We start from the raw sequence: 17419 nt of genomic DNA on the forward strand, positions 1-17419 counted from the left end.
AACTACGGCAGCGGCGCCCTCAAGGCCCGCCGCTGCCGTAGTTCGCGCGACCTGTTGAAGCTTGAAGCCGACCACCAGGCCGGCGACGCGCACCGGGCACGGCCAGCGGCGTCACCTTCGTCACCCTGGAAGACGAGTTCGGCATGATCAACGTGATCGTCTGGCGCGACCTCGCCGAACACCAGCGCCGCCCCTTTCTCAGCGCCCGCCTGATGCAGGTGGACGGCACCCTGGAAGCCAAGGACGGCGTGCGCCATGTGATCGCCGGAAGGCTGACGGACCTGAGCGAGCTGCTGGACGGGCTGGATGTGCGGAGTCGGGATTTCCGCTGAGGAGCAGGTGTCACCCCGGCCCATGGCGGTATCATTCGCCGCAACCACGCATACGATGGAAGGACCCCATGAAATCGAACGGACTCTCGCTGCCCTCCCTGCTTTTCGCCGCCTTCGCCTGCACGGCACTCACCTGCACAGCCCGGGCCGCCGACACTCCGCTGCCCGCCGGGGAGTATCTGGCCAAGGGCGGCTGGGGCACCCTGGTCATTCAGAAGGCCGAGCAAGGCGAACAGCTTTTCAGCCTCGAATCCCTGGGCGCCAACGGCCACTCCTGCTCGCTGGACGGCAGCATTCGCAACGGCGAAGCCACCCTGCATGAAGACTGGCAGGAAGGCACCTGCAACGTGAAGTTCAAGCTGCAGGACAACAGCATCGAAGTCAGCAACGAACCGACCGACAGCTGTCGGAGCTATTGCGGCGCCCGCGCCGGCTTCGCCGGCACCTATCTGAACCCGGCTCCCGGTTGCAGCACCCAGGCCCTGCGCCAGACGCGAAACCGCTTCAAGAAGCTCTATGACAGCAAGGACTACGCCAGCGCCGAACGCCTGCTCGCCCCGGTGCTGAGCGACTGCAAGGCCACCCTCCTCTGGCTGGATGAGCTGGCCACCCGCAATGACCTGGCCCTGACCCAGGCCAAGCTCGGCCAAGGCAAGGCCTGCCGCAGCACGCTGGGGACGATGGTCGAAGACGCAAAACGCTACAGCGGCACCCAGGAGGACAACACCGCCATCTGTGACAACGACGGACGCTACCTGCCTCCCGCGGATTGCGACAACTACCTGGGCCAGGTACGCGCCGCCAAGACCAACCTGGGCTGGTGTGAGCGCGCCGGAGGCTGATCCGCGACGCAGGGCGCACGACCCGGAACGGGTTATCCGCCATTGCGGCGGATAACGCTTGGGGCGTTATTCGCCCTACGGGTCTGCCGCGAGGTTCGACGGGAAGTGCGGTTCGCGAGCAAGCTCGCTCCTACGAAGAGCACAGACCTGGGCCTGTAGGAGCGAGCTTGCTCGCGAACCAGCCTGGCACCGAGCCTACCGGGGGAATCGCGCAACCAACCCGCCCGCCAGGACTCACCCTCCCAGCAGGTACAGAACCAGCTCCCCCACTGACAACGAAAACAGATACGGCCCGGTGAACCCCACCCAGATCAGCAGCGCCAGCGGCGTGTAGAGCAGCACCAACGCCAAGCGAGCCCGGCGGCTGCGCAGCATCAGCCAGAAGACCTGCCCCAGCGCGAACAGTGCGCCGCATACCAGGGCGGGGTCGAAGATGGCGTGGAACCGCCCATAGTCGCTCAGCGCCCAGATATCGCTGCCCATGACCAGGAACATTGCCAGCGCCATGCCGGCAGCGCCCAGCGCAAGGGCCAGACCAGCTCCTAGAAAAACCCAGCAGGCCAGCCGGACCAGCCCTGGCTCAGCGGCTGAGGATCGTTCGCCGTCCATCTGCCTTGTCGCTCCCATGCATGACGGCCCGACACTATACAACCCCGGCGAATTTGCCGAGACGGCGCCGACACCTTACCCTGCCGCCATTCCTCCTTCCGGCCCCCGAGCATGATCACCCTCCGCCACATCGAAGTCTTCCGCGCGGTCATGACCACCGGCAGCGTCACCCGCGCGGCGGCGTTCCTGCACACCAGTCAGCCCACCGTCAGCCGCGAGCTGGCGCGGCTGGAGCAACTGGTCGGCTTCGAGCTGTTCCTGCGCGAGCGCGGGCGGCTGGCGCCGACGGCGCGGGCACTGATGCTGTTCGAGGAGGTGGAGCGCTCCTTCACCGGGCTGGACCGCATCGTCGCCTTCGCCGGCAGCCTCGGGCAGTTCGCCGAGGGCAAGTTCTCCATCGGCTGCCTGCCGGCGCTGTCCCAGGCGCTGCTGCCGGAAGCCTGCAAGCGCTTCAGTCGGGAAAACCCGGCCATCAGCCTGGAAGTCGCGGCGCTGGAATCGCCGCATCTGGAAGAAGCGCTCAGCGCCCAGCACCACGACATCGGCCTGATCGAGAACGACGACGCCCCGCGCGGCACCGAATTGCAGCCGCTGCTGGCAGTGGACGAGGTGTGCATCCTCCCCGACGGCCATCCGCTGCTGGCCCGCGAGCGCCTGGAGGCGGCGGACTTCGCCGGCCTGCCCTTCGTCAGCCTGGCCACCAGCGACCGCTACCGGCACCTGATCGACGCAGTGTTCCTCGGCGCCGGCGTGCAGCGGCAGATGCAGGTGGAAACCCACAGCGCCGTCTCGGTGTGCAGCATGGTCCGCGCCGGGCTGGGCCTGGCCGTGGTCAACCCGATCACCGCGCTGATGTTCCAGGGCCAGGGCATCCAGCTGCGCCCGCTGGCCTTCTCGCTGCCGTTCCAGGTCAGCGTGGCGAAACCGCTGTACCGCCCCGCGACGCCGCTGCGCGAGCGCTTCGTGGCGGCACTTCAGGCAGAGGCCGGCGCGCTGGTGCAGCGCCTGCGCGAAGCCGGTGTGGGCTGCACCCTATATCAAAATTGAATTGATCCGATAACAAGCGGCATTATTCAGCCATGAAAAGGGCCGGTAGACTAGCGCCATCTACCTTTGGAGCCCATTCATGACTTTCCTCGCCCTGCCCCGCGCCGAACAGCTCGCCCTGCAATTCGGCACCCCGCTGTGGATCTACGACGCAGCCACCATCCGCGGCCAGATCGAGCGCCTGAAGAGCTTCGACATCATCCGCTTCGCCCAGAAGGCCTGCTCCAACCTGCACATCCTGCGCCTGATGCGCGAACAGGGCGTGAAGGTCGACGCGGTCTCCCAGGGCGAACTGCTGCGCGCCCTGGCCGCCGGCTACTCGTGCCGCGAGGATGAATCCGAGATCGTCTTCACCGCCGACCTGCTGGACCGCGCCACCCTGGAAACCGTGGTCGAGCACGGCATCCCGGTGAACGCCGGCTCCATCGACATGCTCCGCCAACTGGGCGAAGTCGCCCCCGGCCATCCGGTGTGGCTGCGCATCAACCCCGGGTTCGGCCACGGCCACAGCAACAAGACCAACACCGGCGGCGAGCATTCCAAGCACGGCATCTGGCACAGCGACCTGCGCGCCGCCCTGGACGTGATCCGCGAGCGCGGCCTGCGCCTGGTCGGCCTGCACATGCACATCGGCTCGGGCGTCGACTACGGCCACCTGGCCCAGGTCGGCGAAGCCATGCTCGGCCTGGTGCAGCAGGTGAAGGACGCGGGGCATGACCTGTCCGGCATCTCCGCCGGCGGCGGCCTGTCCATCCCCTACCGCGCCGGCGATCCGGAAGTGGACACCGCGCATTACTTCCAGCTGTGGGACAAGGCGCGCAAGGCTGCCGAAGCCCTGGTCGGCCACAAGCTGCACCTGGAAATCGAACCGGGCCGCTACCTGGTCGCCCAGTCCGGCTGCCTGCTCAGCGAAGTGCGCGCCACCAAGGACGCAGGCCGCAACCACTTCGTGCTGGTGGACGCCGGCTTCAACGAACTGATGCGCCCGTCCATGTACGGCAGCTACCACGGCATCCGCGTGCTGGCTGGCGACGTGGCCAGCCGCGAGGTGATCGACACCGTGGTGGCCGGCCCGCTGTGCGAGTCCGGCGACGTGTTCACCCAGGGCGATGGCGGCGTGGTCATCCCCCGCGCCCTGCCGCGCGCCCAGGTCGGCGACCTGCTGCTGATCGAAGACACCGGCGCCTATGGCGCATCCATGTCGTCGAACTACAACAGCCGCCCGCTGATCGCCGAGGTGCTGCTCGAAGGCGCCGAAGCCAGGCTGATCCGCCGCCGCCAGCGTGTGGAAGAGTTGCTGGCGCTGGAACAGGACCTGGGCTGATCGCCGGGTACCATTCGCCGTAAGAGACGCCGGCCCTGCCGCGGTTCGCGAGCAAGCTCGCTCCTACGAAGAGCACTCCGAGGCCGGAGCTGAACCTGTAGGAGCGAGCTTGCTCGCGAACAATCGGGAACGCCGGCCTTGCCGGCGCTCCCCCCTCACCGATCGATACGCGTCGACAGGCTGATCGACGACATCGTCCGCTCCACCCCGTCCAGCGCGCCGATGCGGTCCAGCACGGCGTCCAGGTCGCGGATCGACAGCGCCTCGACTATCACGATCATGTCGAAGTTGCCGCTCACCGAATGCAGCGTCTTCACCTCGGCGATCTTCTCCAGCGCCTGCACCACCTGGTGCGACAGCTTGGGCAACGCCGTCACCAGCACGTGGGCGCGCACCAGCGACTGCGCGTAGCTGTCCGAGACCTTGATTGAGTAGCCGCTGATGATGCCCTGCTGCTCCAGCCGTTCGATGCGGCTCTGCACCGTGGAGCGCGACACCCCGAGCTTGCGCGCCAGCTCGGAAATCGACTCGCGGGCATTGGCGCGCAGCAGGTTCAGCAAGGCCGCGTCGGCGTTTTTCGTCATATTGCTCATCGTATTGGTCAATCTGCCTGAAAGCTCTCGCCAATCTTGCAGATTGTCAGGTTCATTTCAACGACGGCCTTTGCAATAGTGGACGCCACGGCGAGCCCTCACAGCTCGCCATTTCTTTGCCCGCGCGCCATCCATCGACTGGCCCCTGCGGGCCACAGAAAGCCTTGCCAAGCTGGTGCTACAAGCCGGCACGTCGAACAACAAGGAAAAGCCACCAATGCACAAGAACCGCCACCCCCACACCCCCGGCAAGAAACCGGTGACCATCTTCGGCCCGGACTTCCCCTTCGCCTTCGACGACTGGATCGAGCATCCCGCCGGGCTGGGCAGCATTCCTGCCGACAAGCACGGCCAGGAAGTGGCCATAGTCGGCGCCGGCATTTCCGGCCTGGTGGCGGCCTACGAGCTGATGAAGATGGGCTTGAAGCCCGTGGTCTACGAGGCCGCGAAGATGGGCGGCCGCTTGCGTTCGGAGACCTTCGAAGGCGCCGACGGCATCATCGCCGAGCTGGGCGGCATGCGCTTCCCGGTATCCAGCACCGCCTTCTACCACTACGTCGACAAGCTCGGCCTGGAAACCAGGCCCTTCCCCAACCCGCTGACGCCGGCCTCGGGCAGCACCGTGGTCGATCTGGAAGGCACCAGCCACTACGCCGAGAAGATGGCCGACCTGCCGGAAATCTTCCGCGAGGTCGCCCAGGCCTGGGCCGACGCCCTGGAAGACGGCGCGCGCTTCTCCGAAATCCAGGATGCCATCCGCGAGCGCGACACGGTCAAGCTCAAGGCCCTGTGGGACGAGCTGGTTCCGAAGTGGGACGACCGCACCTTCTATGACTTCGTCGCCACCTCGAAAGCTTTCTCGCGCCTGTCCTATCGCCACCGCGAAATCTTCGGCCAGGTCGGCTTCGGCACCGGCGGCTGGGATTCCGACTTCCCCAACTCCATGCTGGAAATCTTCCGCGTGGTGATGACCAACTGTGACGACCACCAGCACCTCGTGGTCGGCGGCGTCGAGCAGGTACCGCGCGGCATCTGGAGCCACGTGCCGGAGAAATGCGCGCACTGGCCGGCCGGAACGTCTCTGGCCACCCTGCACAACGGCGCGCCGCGTCCGGGCGTGAAGAAGATCGCCCGCGCCGCCGATGGCACCTTCGCCGTCACCGACTACTGGGGCGATACCCGCCACTATGCCGCCGTCCTGGCGACCTGCCAGACCTGGCTGCTGACCACCCAGATCGAATGCGAGGAAGCGCTGTTCTCGCAGAAGATGTGGATGGCCCTGGACCGCACCCGCTACATGCAGTCGTCGAAGACCTTCGTGATGGTCGACCGACCGTTCTGGAAGGACAAGGACCCGCAGACCGGCCGCGACGTGATGAGCATGACCCTCACCGACCGCCTCACCCGCGGCACCTACCTGTTCGACAACGGCGACGACAAGCCGGGCGTGATCTGCCTGTCCTATTCCTGGATGAGCGACGCCATGAAGATGCTCCCGCACCCGGTGGAGAAGCGCGTGCAGCTGGCTCTGGACGCGCTGAAGAAGGTCTACCCGAACGTCGACATCGCCAGTCACATCATCGGCAACCCGATCACCGTGTCCTGGGAGGCCGACCCGCACTTCCTCGGCGCCTTCAAGGGCGCGCTGCCGGGCCACTACCGCTACAACCAGCGCATGTACGCGCACTTCATGCAGGACGATATGCCCGCCGAGCAGCGCGGCATCTTCATCGCCGGCGACGATGTGTCCTGGACCCCGGCCTGGGTGGAAGGCGCGGTGCAGACCTCGCTCAACGCCGTGTGGGGCATCATGAAGCACTTCGGCGGCGCCACCCATCCGCAGAACCCCGGCCCGGGCGACCGCTTCGCCGAACTGGGCCCGATGGTCCTGCCGGACTGATTCGTTCCACTGGTTGAACAGCGGCTCGCGCGGGGCCGGGATCGGGTGCACACTGCCTGGTCCCGGCCTTGCGCGTTTCGAAGGAGAACTCCATGTACCTCGCCCTCTACCAATGCCCCCCCGGCCCCGACGACGTCGCCGGCAACCTGCACCGCCTGGAGCAGGCCGCACAGCAGGCGGTGCAGAACGGTGCGGACCTGCTGGTGCTGCCGGAAATGTACCTGTCCGGCTACAACATCGGCGCAAAACGCGTCGCGGAGCTGGCGGAAAGCTGCGACGGCCCGTCCGCCCAGCGCATCGCCGAGATCGCCCGCGAACACAGGCTCGGCATCCTCTACGGCTACCCCGAGCGTGACGGCGACGCGGTCTACAACAGCGTGCAGCTGATCGATCGCCAGGGCGAGCGCCGCGCCAACTACCGCAAAACCCACCTCTACGGCGACCTGGACCGCAGCCAGTTCAGCGCCTCCGACCAGCCGCCGGTGATCTTCGAACTGGACGGCTGGAAGGTCGGCCTGCTGATCTGCTTCGATGTGGAATTCCCCGAGAACGTGCGCAGCCTGGCAATGGCCGGCGCCGACCTGGTGCTGGTGCCTACCGCCAACATGCGCCCCTACGAATTCGTCGCCCAGGTGCTGGTGCCGACTCGTGCATACGAGAACCAGGTGTTCCTCGCCTATGCCAACTATGTCGGCAGCGAGGGGGAGATCGAGTACTGCGGCCTGAGCAGCATCGTCGCCCCGGATGGCCAGGTGCTGACCAAGGCCAAACACAGCGAGGAACTGCTGATCGCCGAGCTGGACCCGCAGCGCATCGCCCTGGCACGCGAGGGGTACAGCTACGTGCATCTGCGGCGGCCGGTGCTTTATCGCAGCTGAAAAAAGCCCCGGCTAGTTGCCGGGCTTTTTTCGGCTTGCGTCGCGCCGCTTTCGTAGGAGCGGACCCTGTCCGCGAGATCCCGCAACCGGTGCCAATGCCGCAGGATTGCTTCCCACCCGCATCCAGCACGCAGGCCGGCGACGCCCAGCGCGCTGAGAGATTCGCGGACAAGGTCCGCTCCTACGGGAGTGGTGCCCGCGACGCGGGAAAATCCTTGTAGGAGCGAGCTTGCTCGCGAACCCGCTGGGTGCCGTTGTGGCCGGAAAGCCTGTTCGCGAGCAAGCTCGCTCCTACGAAAAGCGGCGCCGCTTGAAGGTCCAGCACCAGCCACGCCGACCTAGCCCCTACGAAAAGCCGTCTGGCTTACAGGTCGAGCACCAGACGCGCCGATTTGGCGCGCGAGACACAGGCGCAGATCTGCTTGTTGGCGGCCTTCTCCTTGTTCGACAGGCAGTTGTCGCGATGCTCCGGCTCGCCCTCCAGCACTTCGACGATGCAGGTGCCGCAGATGCCTTCGCGGCACTCGGTGTCGATGTCGCAGCCGTGGGCCTGCAGCACGTCCACCAGCGTCGAATCCGCCGGTACGTGTAGCACCACGCCGGAGCTGGCCAGCTCCACGTCGAAGGACCCGGCCGGCGCCGCGTTGGCGGCCGGGTCGACCTGGAAGTGTTCCAGATGGATGGCGTCTTCCGGGCGGCTGCGCGCGGCGATCTCTACCACCTTGTTCATGAACGGCGCCGGCCCGCACGTGTAGACGTGGGCCTGCTGCGGCGCACGCTCCAGGCATTCGCCCAGCACACGGTCGAGGTCGGCGGGTTCGACGCCGTAGTGCAGCTCCACCTTGCCTGTGAACGCCTCGCTGGCCAGCAGCTCGACGAAGGCGGCGTGCGCGGCGGAACGGGCGAAGTAATGCAGGCGATAGGACTCGCCCCTGGCGTTCAGGCGGTAGGCCATGCTCAGCAGCGGCGTGACGCCGATGCCGGCGGCGAACAGCACATGCTCGCGGGCTTCCGGCGCCAGGCGGAACAGGTTGCGCGGTGCGCCGATATCCAGCTCCATGCCTTCGCGCACTTCGTGCAGTGCAACGGAGCCACCGCGGGACGCGCCTTCCTTCTTGATCGCCACCAAATAGGCCGCGCGGTCGTCCGGCGGGCTGCACAGCGAATACTGGCGCGTCACCCCGGTGGGGCCGGTGACGTCCACGTGGGCGCCCGGCTCGTAGGCGTCGAACGGCTGGCCATCACAACGTACGAGGCGCAGGGAACGGATGTCCTGCGCTTCCTCGACGATTCTTTCGATTCGGACCTTCATCATGGCGTTACCTGCAAGGCGTTGAGTGCGGGCTCTGTGGCCCCTTTCCGGCCTCTTTTTCATGGGCGGATGGGTTTTCGGTTTGAGTAAAGGAGCGAGTCGGAGGCTCCTGAAATATCGGAGCGGGCGGCTAGACCCTCTCCCCCGCCCTCTCCCTGAAGGGAGAGGGAGTAGTTCGTGCAGCCTGATGCTGAGGTGTCATCCTTCGCCGTTTGGTCCTTTCTCTCCGTAGGGAGAGGGAGCAGTTCGGCGTTTCCGGGTGGCACGGCGTCTCCAACTCTGCCGATCAGTCCCCTCTCCCGCTTGCGGGAGAGGGTTAGGGAGAGGGTTAGGGAGAGGGGCTCTTGAAAACGCCCACCTCCCGCGTCAAAGCCTCAGCGCATGAACAACCCACCATTGATATCCCAGCACGCCCCCGTCACCGATCCGGCGTTCTCGGCACAGAGCAGCAGCACGCTGTCGGCGATGAAGGTCGGGTCGCCCAGACGGCCGGCGGGGATGGTCTTGAGGATCTGTTCCAGGCGCTCGGGCGCCACGCTCTCGTAGACCACCGGCAAATCCAGCGGCCCTGGCGAGATGGCGTTGACGGTCACGCCCTGCCCCGAGAGTTCGCGGGCGAACACCTTGGTCAGGGTCGCCACGCCGCCCTTGGCCGCCGCGTAGTGGCCGCCGGTGGCGGTGCCGCCGTTCTGCCCGGCCAGCGAGGCGATGTTGACGATGCGGCCGAAACCGCGAGTCGCGAAGTGCGTGCCGAACACCTGGCAGGCGACGAAGGTGCCGCGCAGGTTCACCGCCATGGAGGCATCGAAGTCCTCCGGGCTGATGTCCATCAGCGCAGCGACCTTCGACATCCCGGCGTTGTTCACCAGGATGTCGGTGCCGCCCCAACGCTCGGCGAGCAGGTCACGGGCGCGCTCGAAGTCGGCTTTTTCCCGCGCATCCAGCTTCAAGCCGACCGCCGTGCGGCCCTCGGGGTCGAGTTCGTCGGCCAGGCGCTGCACCGCTTCTTCGTTCAGGTCGGCCAGCGCCACGCGCAGGCCGGCGGCGTGCAGGCGGCGCGCGATGACTTCACCCAGCCCGCGTGCGGCACCGGTTACCAGGGCTACTCGTTGCATGGCGCGGCCCTCAGAGCAGGAAGCCGAGCGCGTTGAGCGCGTCTTCGGCGTTGATCAGGCGGATCACCTTGCGCTCCAGTCGCGGCAGGCCATCGACGAAGCGAATGCGGTGGTTCAGGTCGGCAATGAACGGAGTCGCCACGCCGCGCTTGTAGGCGTAGAGCACCTGCGCCGAGTTCACTTCGACCCGGTCGCACGCCGCTTCCACCAAAGTGAAGCGCGAGACGGTGCGCACGGTCTTCGCCGCGTCCACCGCCGACGGCGAATGGCCGCCGGTGAGGCGTTCGATGCGCAGTGCGCGCATCCGCGCGTCGTCGAAGACGTAGTTCAGGCGCGAGGCGAAGTCATCGTCCTGGCCGTCGATCGGCACCACGTAGACGCCGTCCTCGCTCCACAGCTGCGACCACTGCGCGTAGTCCTTGCGGTCCAGCAGTTCGGCTTCGCGCCAGACGAATTCGATGACCTTGGCCAGCGGGCCGGAGAAACCGTTCAGGGTGTCGTTGCTCATTGGCTCATCATCCTTTTCCACATCTGGTACGCCTCGCGCATGCCGCCCTCGTCGGTGGCGTGGGAGACCTTGTCGCCGTTCTCGGCGACCACTTCGCGGTTCAGGCCGCGGTTGACCAGGATCGGTGCGTCGACGCCGGCGTAGGAGCCACGCTGCACGCGGTCCCAGGCCTCGGCGTCATCCGGGCTGCCGAAGCCGAACGGGCCCTGGAAGTGCTCGTGGATGCGCATGCGCTCGCGGTTGGCGATTTCCGGACCGCCGTCCATACCCAGCGCGACGTGGCGAATCTCGGTCTCGGTGACGGAGATCGGCCGCAGCACGCGGAAGAACGACATGGACATGGCCACGTTGGGGAACAGGTTGAGGTTGAAACCGGCGCCGTGCAGCGAGCGGACGATGCGGCGCACCTGCGCAGGCTCCATGGTTTTCGACAGTTCCTCGGTGACGTGGGCGAAGCGCTCCTGAAGCTGCTCGGTGCCGTCGTCGTGGTCCAGATCGACGTGCTCGGGGACCATCACCATCACGCTGTGGCCGTTGCCCAGGGCGTGGGTGACCGCCTGCTCGTCGCTCATGAACGAGAGCATCTCTTCGGTCTCTTCATCCACCGAGGACATGAACGACTTGTGCACGATGGGGAAGTGGTAGCCGTCGGTGGTGTTTTCCAGCTGGATCTTCCAGTTGCCGCGGAAGGTGAACTTGTGTTCGCCCTGGGTCTTGACCGGGTAGCCGGCGCCCTGCTTCATGAACAGGTCCATCCAGTGCTTCGCCCCGCCGAGGAAGTCCTCCAGCGGCTCGATCTCGTCGTTGTAGGTGGCGAACACCATGCCGGCGTAGCTCTCGACCCGCAGGCTGGTCAGCGGCAGCTCGGACTTGTCGAGGATGTCCTCGTAACCGTCCGGATACGGCAGCGCGCGCAGCTTGCCGTCCAGCGCGTAGGACCAGCTGTGGTAGGGGCAGGTGAAGCCGGTGGCGTTGCCCTTGTGCTTCTCGCACACGGTGGCGCCACGGTGGCGGCAGCGGTTTTCCAGGACGTTGATTTGGCCCTTCTTGTCGCGCACCACGATCACCGGGCGGCGACCGACGCTGGTGGTCTTGAAGTCGCCGGCGTTGCGCACTTCGCTTTCGTGGGCGACCCACACCCAGGTGCGGTAGAAGATCCTGTCCATCTCCGCTTCGAACAGCTGCGGGTCGTTGTACAGCGAAACATCGACGCGGTCGTCGCCAACCAGCTCGTCGACGCTGCGCGACCGGGCGATCAGCCGGTATTCGTGAGCGCTCATGCCCCTCTCCTCATGCCGATTTCTTGTGTTTTTGCGCAGGCCGCGTGGCAGCCAGGCTGTGTTCGAGTTGCGCGCCGAAGGCGCACACGCGTTCGTCGTCGCCCTTGCGGCCGACGATCTGCAGGCCGACTTTCAGCCCGCCGCAATCCAGGTCCACCGGCACGCTCAGCGCCGGGTGTCCGCTCAGGTTGAAAGGCCGTACCAGGGCCGTCATGCCGGCCACGGACTTGCCGTTGCGCGCATCGCTGAGCAGCGGCGGCAGGTCGGGCATGGTCGGCAGCAACAGGACTTCGAAGTCCTCCAGCGCGGCGTCGATGGCGCGGGTGAAGCCGTCGCGCACCTTCTCCGCCTCGGCGCGCTCGGCGTCGGTGGTGCGGCTGGCCAGCAGCAGGCGCTGCTCGACGTCGGCACCGATCAAGCCCTTGCCGGTCAGCGCCGCGTAAGCGGCCCAGTTTTCGTGGTTGATCACCACCAGCCCGGCCTGGAAGGCTGCCTCGAACTCGCCGAGGAAAAGATGGCTGCGACGCCAGCCGGCGCGGTCGGCGGCAGCGCCCAGGCAGGCCTGGATATGCGGCGCCGACGGCACTTCGAGGAAGGCCACGCGGGCGCCCTCGCCCGGCAGCTGCACCTCGCCGAAGCCGGGGCAGATGACCTGCATGGCGGCGATCAGGTCGGCCATGCTGGCGGCGAACGGGCCGACGCAATCCAGGCTGCTCTGTGCCGGGTGCACGCCGTCGCGACTGACGCGGCCGAAGGTCGGTTTCAGCCCGGCGATGCCGCAGCAAGCTGCCGGTACGCGTACCGAGCCGCCGGTATCGGTGCCCAGGGCGATGTCCGCCAGCCCCGCTGCCACGGCGGACGCGGAACCGCTGGAGGAGCCACCCGGCACGCGGTCGGGCGCCATCGGGTTGATCGGCGTGCCGGTCCAGTCGTTGATGCCGGTGACCCCGAAGGCCAGCTCGTGCAGGTTGGTCTTGCCGACGATCTGCCAGCCGGCGTTGAGCACGGCATCGACCACGAAGGCATTGCGCTCGGCCGGCGCGGCGTTGGCCAGCGCGCGGGTGCCGCAACGGGTCGGGTAGCCGGCGATGTCGATGCTGTCCTTGACCGCGACGCGCTTGTCGCCGCTGCCGAGGAGGAATTCGCTGACGAAGGTACTCATGCACGGCGCTCCTCTGCGCTGCCCAGCAGGCGCTGCGACAGGCGCTGGGTGCGGAAGTGGCTGATCTGCCAGCGCCCGTCGATCTCGCGGAAATCGATGTCCAGGCGCGTACCGAACAGCTCGGTGTGCCCCTCGGCGTAGGTCGAAAGCTGCTGCATGATCCATTGCCCGCGCGCAGTGCGGCCGTCGACGCGGATCGACTCGCTGGTGAGGAAGTGCAGGTTCAGCGTGAAGTGCGGCGACGGCGGCAGGTAGCCGAAAACGAACGCGGCAATCGCCTCGCGGCCCTGGTGATGGCCGAAGGTCTGCGCGGTGGAAGCGCCGATGCCCTCCCACACCGCGTCCTCGCTGAACAGCTCGGCCAGCTCGCACATCGCCACCGGCGCGTGCGGCACGTCGCAGAGGTCCATGTAGCGGGCCATCAGCCGGCGCACCTGGCTTTCCCCTTCGAGGGTCTCCAGGCGGCGGTTCAGCTCGGCCATGCTCAGGCTGCCCATGGCTCAGGTCCGCGCGGCTTCGGGGATGGTCAGCGGGCGGCCGATGCGCGCCTCGACCCTGGCGTACTTCCACAGGCTGTACTCGCCCACCGGGGTGGTGCGGAACAGGTTGCAGGCGTCGATCACGGTCTGGTGGCAGTCCACGTCGGCCATGATGTAGACGGTCCAGGGCGAGCTGGTGGACGGGCCGACCATCAGGCGGTCGTCGTCCAGCACGCCGAGCACGTTCATGCCCGGCAGCGCGCCGAGGTCGCCCATCATCTGCGAGAAGCCCTTCCACACGGTGATGCCTTCACCGGTGGGCAGGTCGAAGAACGGTTGGGCGATGCCGATGCAGAACAGCACGCGCAAGGGTTCGGTGGTGGGACGGGTCATGGCTCGGTCCTTAATTCCTGGGGTTCGAATCAGATGTATCCGGGGAACGGCGGCACATCGAGCAGCACCGCGCCGGCGCCGTCGTACATGCCATCGCTCAGGAAGGCGTGCTGGGTGACCACCATGGCGTCGCGCAGGTAGCGCTGCAGCGGGTGGTGCAGGTAGATCGCCGTGGTGCCGGCCAGGGTGTAGGCGCGGCGTACCACGTCGGCGCCAGCGCGGGACACGTGCACGGCGGACAGGCGCAGCTGGCTGACCTGCTCGGGACTCACCGCATCGCCGGCGAGGATGGATTCCCAGACCGCCTCGGTGGCGTCGTAGAAGAAGCCGCGCGCCGCCTGCAGTTCGGCTTCGGCCTTGCCGATCTCGATGCGCACGTAGGCCCGATCACCTAATTTAGGCGCGCCGGTCACGCCGCTCGACGACGCCATGCGGGTGATCTCGTCCAGCGCCGCGCGGGCCAGACCGAGGTTGACCACGGCGAGCACCTGGGCGGCATAGGCGATGGTCGGGTAGCGGTACAGCGGCTCGTCGATGGTGGATTCGCCGCCGCGGATGAAGGTCCAGTCGTCCGCGACGAAAGCGTTGTCCAGCTTCAGGTCGTGGCTGCCGGTGCCCTTGAGGCCGACCACGTTCCAGTTCTCGACGATCTCCACATCCTTGGCCCGCAGCAGCGCGGTGCGCGGCTTGCCGCCGGGGCCACCGATGCCGATGCCGACGCCGAGCACGTCGGCGCCCTTGCAGCCGCTGGCGAACTTCCAGGTGCCGCTGACGCGCCAGCCGCCTTCCACCTGGGTTGCCGGCTGGATCGGGAACAGGCCCCCGGCGAACACCAGGTCCGGGCCATCGGCATAGAGCTCGGCGAGGGTATGGCGTGGCAGCGCGGTGAGGTAGGTACTGGCGCTGCCGAAGCTGGCAACCCAGCCGGCGGAGCCGTCGGCTTCGGCGATACGTTCGATCAGCCGCAGGAACTGCGCCGGCGGCAGCGCGTCGCCGCCGAAGCAGCGCGGGGTCGCGGCGCGGTAGATGCCCACGTCGCGGAAGCGCTCGATCATGTCGCGCGGCACATGGGAGCGGCTGTCGAACTCCTCGCGGCGCTGGCGGACTTCATCCAGTACGCGCTGGAATTCGAGGGCACGGCCGTCCGCATCGAGCGGTTCGGCGAGGGCGGCACGCAGCATGGCGTCATCTCCGGTTGTTCTTGTAGGGCCGGCCCGTTCGATGCGGGCTGGTCGTCGTTGGGGCCAGTGTATGAACCGCCCTGCCCGCCCAACTATTGGGGCGTGCAGCCCCATGCCTAAAGGAATCCCCTAGGCGGCGCCGGGTTACTCCGCAGTCCCTTCGCGCTACCCTGCGCGGTATAAAGACAGCACCTGCCTGCCCGAGCGTGTCCGATGTTCCAGCCCAAGCCCGACGACTTCCTTGCCCTGCTCCAGGCCATGCCGCTGTGCGTGATCCTCCACGACGCGCAGACCAAGGAAATCCTCTGGGCGAACAACGCAGCGCTCGCCGTGCTCGGCTTCACCCTCGAAGAGCTGGTGCCGCTGAAGGCTCCGGACATGACCGCCAACGCCCCGCAGTACCGCCGCTCGGTCGGCCTGCGCTGGCTGGAAGGCGCGGCGCGCACCGGCCAGCGCACCATCGAGTGGTGCTACCGCTCCAAGCAGGGCGTGGAGATTCTTTCCGAAGCCGTCGCCACCCGCGTCCACCTGCAGGAGCGAGACGTGCTGATGGTGCAGTTCCGCGATATCTCGAAGGAGAAGCAGGTCGAGCGCGACCTGCAGCGTTTCGAGAGCCGCCTGAAGGCCTTCATGCAGGACCTCGCCGAAGGCGTGGCGGTGCTGGATGCGGACGGCAACCTGCGTTTTTTGAGCGAATCCGCCCTGCCCCTGCTGGGCGGCAGCCAGGACGACTGGATGGCGCACAACTTCCTCGGCCGCTGCGACAGCGCCACGCGCCCGCGCCTGGAACACCACCTCGCCATGCAGCCGCCGAGCCGCGAGCCCTACTCCGTCAGCTACCAGTTGCAGCGCCTGGACGGCGAATGGCGCTGGCACCACGCGACCTGCCGCTACATCGAGATCGAGGACGACCTGGTCGGCCACCTGCTGCTGTTCCGCGACGTCACCGAGCAGGTGCGCGCGGCCCAGGCGCAGCGCCAGAGCGATCAGAAGCTCGAATACCTGGCGCGCTACAACGCCATGGGCGAAATGGCCCTGGCCATCGCCCACGAACTCAGCCAGCCGCTGGCGGCCACGCGCAATTTCATCGAGGGCGCACTGATCCGCCTGGACCGCGAACAGAAGACCGAAGCCTCCGCCGCCTGGGGGCTGGACAGCGCCGTGCGGCAGATCGAGCACGCCTCGCTGATCATCAAGAGCGTGCGCGAATACGTGGTGAAGCTGGAGCAGGCCGAGCAGCGCATCGACCTCAACGAACTGCTCGGCGAGACGCTCTATTTCATCAGCCTCAAGGCGCAGCCGAGCAACGTACGCGTGGAACTGGAGCGCTGCGACGAACCGCTGTGGGTGAGCTGCGAGAAGGTGCTGGTCGGCCAGGTGATCCTCAACCTCGCCTTCAACGCCATCGAGGAGATGCTCAACCTCCCGGAGGACCGCCGGCTGCTGCGCATCCGCACCTCTCATGAAGGGAACAGTGCGCGCTTGTCGGTCCTCGACCAGGGCCGGGGCATCGATGCCGGGGCCAAGGAGAAGCTGTTCGATGGCTTCTTCACCTCGAAGGTGAGCGGCAACGGCATTGGCCTTGCGCTTTGCCAGAGCATCGTGTCCCGGCATCGCGGGGACATCTGGGCCCAGAACGTCGAGCCATGTGGGGCGATGTTCTGTTTCGAGCTGCCGTTGGCGGAGTGATCGGGCGCCGACGCTTCGCGCTCAATGCCGCACACCGGCACTACCTGTAGGAGCGGACTTGTCCGCGAAATCCCTCGCGGCGCCATCCGCCCTCAATTGGATTACCGACGCAGCGCCCATCTGTAGGAGCGAGCTTGCTCGCGAACCCACCCAGCGCCGGCCTCGCCGACTGATCGCGGAGAAGCTCCGCTACATGAAGCACCGCGCAGGGCAGCCCTCTCCCCCGCCCTGGCTACGCGCCCCGCTCCGAAGGGAGAGGGAGTCGTTCAGCGTGGCCGGGAAGCTCGGAGTTCCGCTTGATGCCATTCAGTCCCCTCTCCCTTCAGGGAGAGGGTTAGGGAGAGGGGAAATCGCCGGTATGAGGTTTCAGATAAAGACAGTTGCTCCGACGAGAGCCGCAAACATCGGCGCCAAGCGGTTCGCGAGCAAGCTCGCTCCTACAGGTCGAATTCTCAACGGCTCCCGTAGGAGCGGAGCTTCTCCGCGAAATCCCTCGCGGCGTCATCCTTCCTCAATGGGAGATCCCGACGCAAAGCGCCCGTCTGTAGGAGCGAGCTTGCTCGCGAACCCACCCAGCGCCGGCCTTGCCGGCTGATCGCGGAGAAGCTCCGCTACCTACTTGAAACATCGTGCCGGGGCACGCCCTCTCCCCCGCCCTCTCCCTGAAGGGAGAGGGAGTCGTTCAGCGTGGCCGGGAGGCTCGGAGTTCCGCTTGATGCCATTCAGTCCCCTCTCCCTTCAGGGAGAGGGTTAGGGAGAGGGGAAATCGCCGGTA

At 66.9% G+C, this 17419-nt stretch carries 16 protein-coding genes and 1 pseudogene; 7 read left to right on the plus strand and 10 right to left on the minus strand.

All coding sequences use genetic code 11. The features are described from left to right. A pseudogene (locus ACCC94_RS18515) lies at positions 1–332 on the plus strand (OB-fold nucleic acid binding domain-containing protein); the annotation flags it as partial. 68 nt (positions 333–400) lie between these two features. Then, positions 401–1174: a hypothetical protein gene (locus ACCC94_RS18520; RefSeq protein WP_413350959.1), complete on the plus strand. Its 774-nt coding sequence runs from the start codon at positions 401–403 to the stop codon at positions 1172–1174. 234 nt (positions 1175–1408) lie between these two features. On the opposite strand, the gene ACCC94_RS18525 is transcribed toward ACCC94_RS18520, so the two are convergent. Beyond that, a complete protein-coding gene (locus tag ACCC94_RS18525; protein WP_413350960.1) occupies positions 1409–1783 on the minus strand; it encodes a hypothetical protein in 375 nt (124 codons plus the stop codon). A gap of 111 nt (positions 1784–1894) precedes the next feature. Between ACCC94_RS18525 and ACCC94_RS18530 the strand changes: the two genes are divergently transcribed. Beyond that, positions 1895–2830, plus strand: a complete 936-nt coding sequence (locus ACCC94_RS18530; RefSeq protein ID WP_413350961.1) for a LysR family transcriptional regulator — start codon at positions 1895–1897, stop codon at positions 2828–2830. Between the two features lie 79 nt (positions 2831–2909). Beyond that, positions 2910–4154 carry a diaminopimelate decarboxylase gene (lysA, locus tag ACCC94_RS18535; RefSeq protein ID WP_413350963.1) on the plus strand — a complete coding sequence of 415 codons (1245 nt, stop codon included), beginning with the start codon at positions 2910–2912 and terminating at the stop codon, positions 4152–4154. A 155-nt stretch (positions 4155–4309) separates the two neighbouring features. Here lysA and ACCC94_RS18540 read toward each other — a convergent pair whose 3' ends face one another. Continuing rightward, positions 4310–4738 carry an Lrp/AsnC family transcriptional regulator gene (locus ACCC94_RS18540; protein WP_413350964.1) on the minus strand — a complete coding sequence of 143 codons (429 nt, stop codon included), beginning with the start codon at positions 4736–4738 and terminating at the stop codon, positions 4310–4312. 226 nt (positions 4739–4964) lie between these two features. Between ACCC94_RS18540 and ACCC94_RS18545 the strand changes: the two genes are divergently transcribed. Both ACCC94_RS18545 and ACCC94_RS18550 read left to right on the plus strand, forming a co-directional pair. Continuing rightward, positions 4965–6647 (plus strand): flavin monoamine oxidase family protein, encoded by a 1683-nt coding sequence (locus ACCC94_RS18545; RefSeq protein WP_413350965.1) that lies wholly within the window; start codon positions 4965–4967, stop codon positions 6645–6647. Positions 6648–6739: 92 nt separating this feature from the next. Then, positions 6740–7525 (plus strand): carbon-nitrogen hydrolase family protein, encoded by a 786-nt coding sequence (locus tag ACCC94_RS18550; RefSeq protein WP_413350966.1) that lies wholly within the window; start codon positions 6740–6742, stop codon positions 7523–7525. A 364-nt stretch (positions 7526–7889) separates the two neighbouring features. Here ACCC94_RS18550 and ACCC94_RS18555 read toward each other — a convergent pair whose 3' ends face one another. The 8 genes from ACCC94_RS18555 to ACCC94_RS18590 form a co-directional block, all read right to left on the minus strand. After that, the gene (locus tag ACCC94_RS18555; protein ID WP_413350967.1) at positions 7890–8840 is read right to left on the minus strand and encodes a PDR/VanB family oxidoreductase; all 951 of its coding nucleotides are present in this window, start codon (positions 8838–8840) and stop codon (positions 7890–7892) included. Between the two features lie 371 nt (positions 8841–9211). Further along, positions 9212–9952, minus strand: a complete 741-nt coding sequence (locus tag ACCC94_RS18560; RefSeq protein WP_413350969.1) for an SDR family NAD(P)-dependent oxidoreductase — start codon at positions 9950–9952, stop codon at positions 9212–9214. Positions 9953–9962: 10 nt separating this feature from the next. Beyond that, on the minus strand, positions 9963–10460 hold the full coding sequence (locus ACCC94_RS18565) for an aromatic-ring-hydroxylating dioxygenase subunit beta (protein WP_413350970.1): 498 nt from the start codon (positions 10458–10460) through the stop codon (positions 9963–9965). Next, on the minus strand, positions 10457–11740 hold the full coding sequence (locus ACCC94_RS18570; RefSeq protein WP_413350971.1) for an aromatic ring-hydroxylating oxygenase subunit alpha: 1284 nt from the start codon (positions 11738–11740) through the stop codon (positions 10457–10459). The genes ACCC94_RS18565 and ACCC94_RS18570 overlap by 4 nt, the downstream gene beginning before the upstream one ends. 10 nt (positions 11741–11750) lie before the next feature. Next, complete coding sequence (locus ACCC94_RS18575) at positions 11751–12902, minus strand: amidase (RefSeq protein WP_413350972.1); 1152 nt, start codon at positions 12900–12902, stop codon at positions 11751–11753. Next, the gene (locus tag ACCC94_RS18580) at positions 12899–13399 is read right to left on the minus strand and encodes a nuclear transport factor 2 family protein (RefSeq protein WP_413350974.1); all 501 of its coding nucleotides are present in this window, start codon (positions 13397–13399) and stop codon (positions 12899–12901) included. The genes ACCC94_RS18575 and ACCC94_RS18580 overlap by 4 nt, the downstream gene beginning before the upstream one ends. Positions 13400–13402: 3 nt before the next feature. Beyond that, positions 13403–13774: a hypothetical protein gene (locus tag ACCC94_RS18585; protein ID WP_413350975.1), complete on the minus strand. Its 372-nt coding sequence runs from the start codon at positions 13772–13774 to the stop codon at positions 13403–13405. A 29-nt stretch (positions 13775–13803) separates the two neighbouring features. Then, positions 13804–14955 carry an acyl-CoA dehydrogenase family protein gene (locus tag ACCC94_RS18590; protein WP_413350976.1) on the minus strand — a complete coding sequence of 384 codons (1152 nt, stop codon included), beginning with the start codon at positions 14953–14955 and terminating at the stop codon, positions 13804–13806. A gap of 213 nt (positions 14956–15168) precedes the next feature. Here ACCC94_RS18590 and ACCC94_RS18595 point away from each other — a divergent pair, with 213 nt between their 5' ends. Then, a complete protein-coding gene (locus tag ACCC94_RS18595) occupies positions 15169–16644 on the plus strand; it encodes an ATP-binding protein (RefSeq protein ID WP_413350977.1) in 1476 nt (491 codons plus the stop codon). Positions 16645–17419 lie beyond the last annotated feature (775 nt).

The organism is Pseudomonas sp. Pseusp97 (assembly GCF_047304025.1).
In the GTDB taxonomy this organism is placed as follows: domain Bacteria; phylum Pseudomonadota; class Gammaproteobacteria; order Pseudomonadales; family Pseudomonadaceae; genus Pseudomonas.

What these genes read in the sequence shown, in the direction of transcription:
- ACCC94_RS18520 (WP_413350959.1), top strand. Translation starts at nt 401, where the DNA reads ATGAAATCGAACGGACTCTCGCTGCCCTCCCTGCTTTTCGCCGCCTTC.
- ACCC94_RS18525 (WP_413350960.1), bottom strand. Translation starts at nt 1,783, where the DNA reads ATGGACGGCGAACGATCCTCAGCCGCTGAGCCAGGGCTGGTCCGGCTG.
- ACCC94_RS18530 (WP_413350961.1), top strand. Translation starts at nt 1,895, where the DNA reads ATGATCACCCTCCGCCACATCGAAGTCTTCCGCGCGGTCATGACCACC.
- lysA (WP_413350963.1), top strand. Translation starts at nt 2,910, where the DNA reads ATGACTTTCCTCGCCCTGCCCCGCGCCGAACAGCTCGCCCTGCAATTC.
- ACCC94_RS18540 (WP_413350964.1), bottom strand. Translation starts at nt 4,738, where the DNA reads ATGACGAAAAACGCCGACGCGGCCTTGCTGAACCTGCTGCGCGCCAAT.
- ACCC94_RS18545 (WP_413350965.1), top strand. Translation starts at nt 4,965, where the DNA reads ATGCACAAGAACCGCCACCCCCACACCCCCGGCAAGAAACCGGTGACC.
- ACCC94_RS18550 (WP_413350966.1), top strand. Translation starts at nt 6,740, where the DNA reads ATGTACCTCGCCCTCTACCAATGCCCCCCCGGCCCCGACGACGTCGCC.
- ACCC94_RS18555 (WP_413350967.1), bottom strand. Translation starts at nt 8,840, where the DNA reads ATGATGAAGGTCCGAATCGAAAGAATCGTCGAGGAAGCGCAGGACATC.
- ACCC94_RS18560 (WP_413350969.1), bottom strand. Translation starts at nt 9,952, where the DNA reads ATGCAACGAGTAGCCCTGGTAACCGGTGCCGCACGCGGGCTGGGTGAA.
- ACCC94_RS18565 (WP_413350970.1), bottom strand. Translation starts at nt 10,460, where the DNA reads ATGAGCAACGACACCCTGAACGGTTTCTCCGGCCCGCTGGCCAAGGTC.
- ACCC94_RS18570 (WP_413350971.1), bottom strand. Translation starts at nt 11,740, where the DNA reads ATGAGCGCTCACGAATACCGGCTGATCGCCCGGTCGCGCAGCGTCGAC.
- ACCC94_RS18575 (WP_413350972.1), bottom strand. Translation starts at nt 12,902, where the DNA reads ATGAGTACCTTCGTCAGCGAATTCCTCCTCGGCAGCGGCGACAAGCGC.
- ACCC94_RS18580 (WP_413350974.1), bottom strand. Translation starts at nt 13,399, where the DNA reads ATGGGCAGCCTGAGCATGGCCGAGCTGAACCGCCGCCTGGAGACCCTC.
- ACCC94_RS18585 (WP_413350975.1), bottom strand. Translation starts at nt 13,774, where the DNA reads ATGACCCGTCCCACCACCGAACCCTTGCGCGTGCTGTTCTGCATCGGC.
- ACCC94_RS18590 (WP_413350976.1), bottom strand. Translation starts at nt 14,955, where the DNA reads ATGCTGCGTGCCGCCCTCGCCGAACCGCTCGATGCGGACGGCCGTGCC.
- ACCC94_RS18595 (WP_413350977.1), top strand. Translation starts at nt 15,169, where the DNA reads ATGTTCCAGCCCAAGCCCGACGACTTCCTTGCCCTGCTCCAGGCCATG.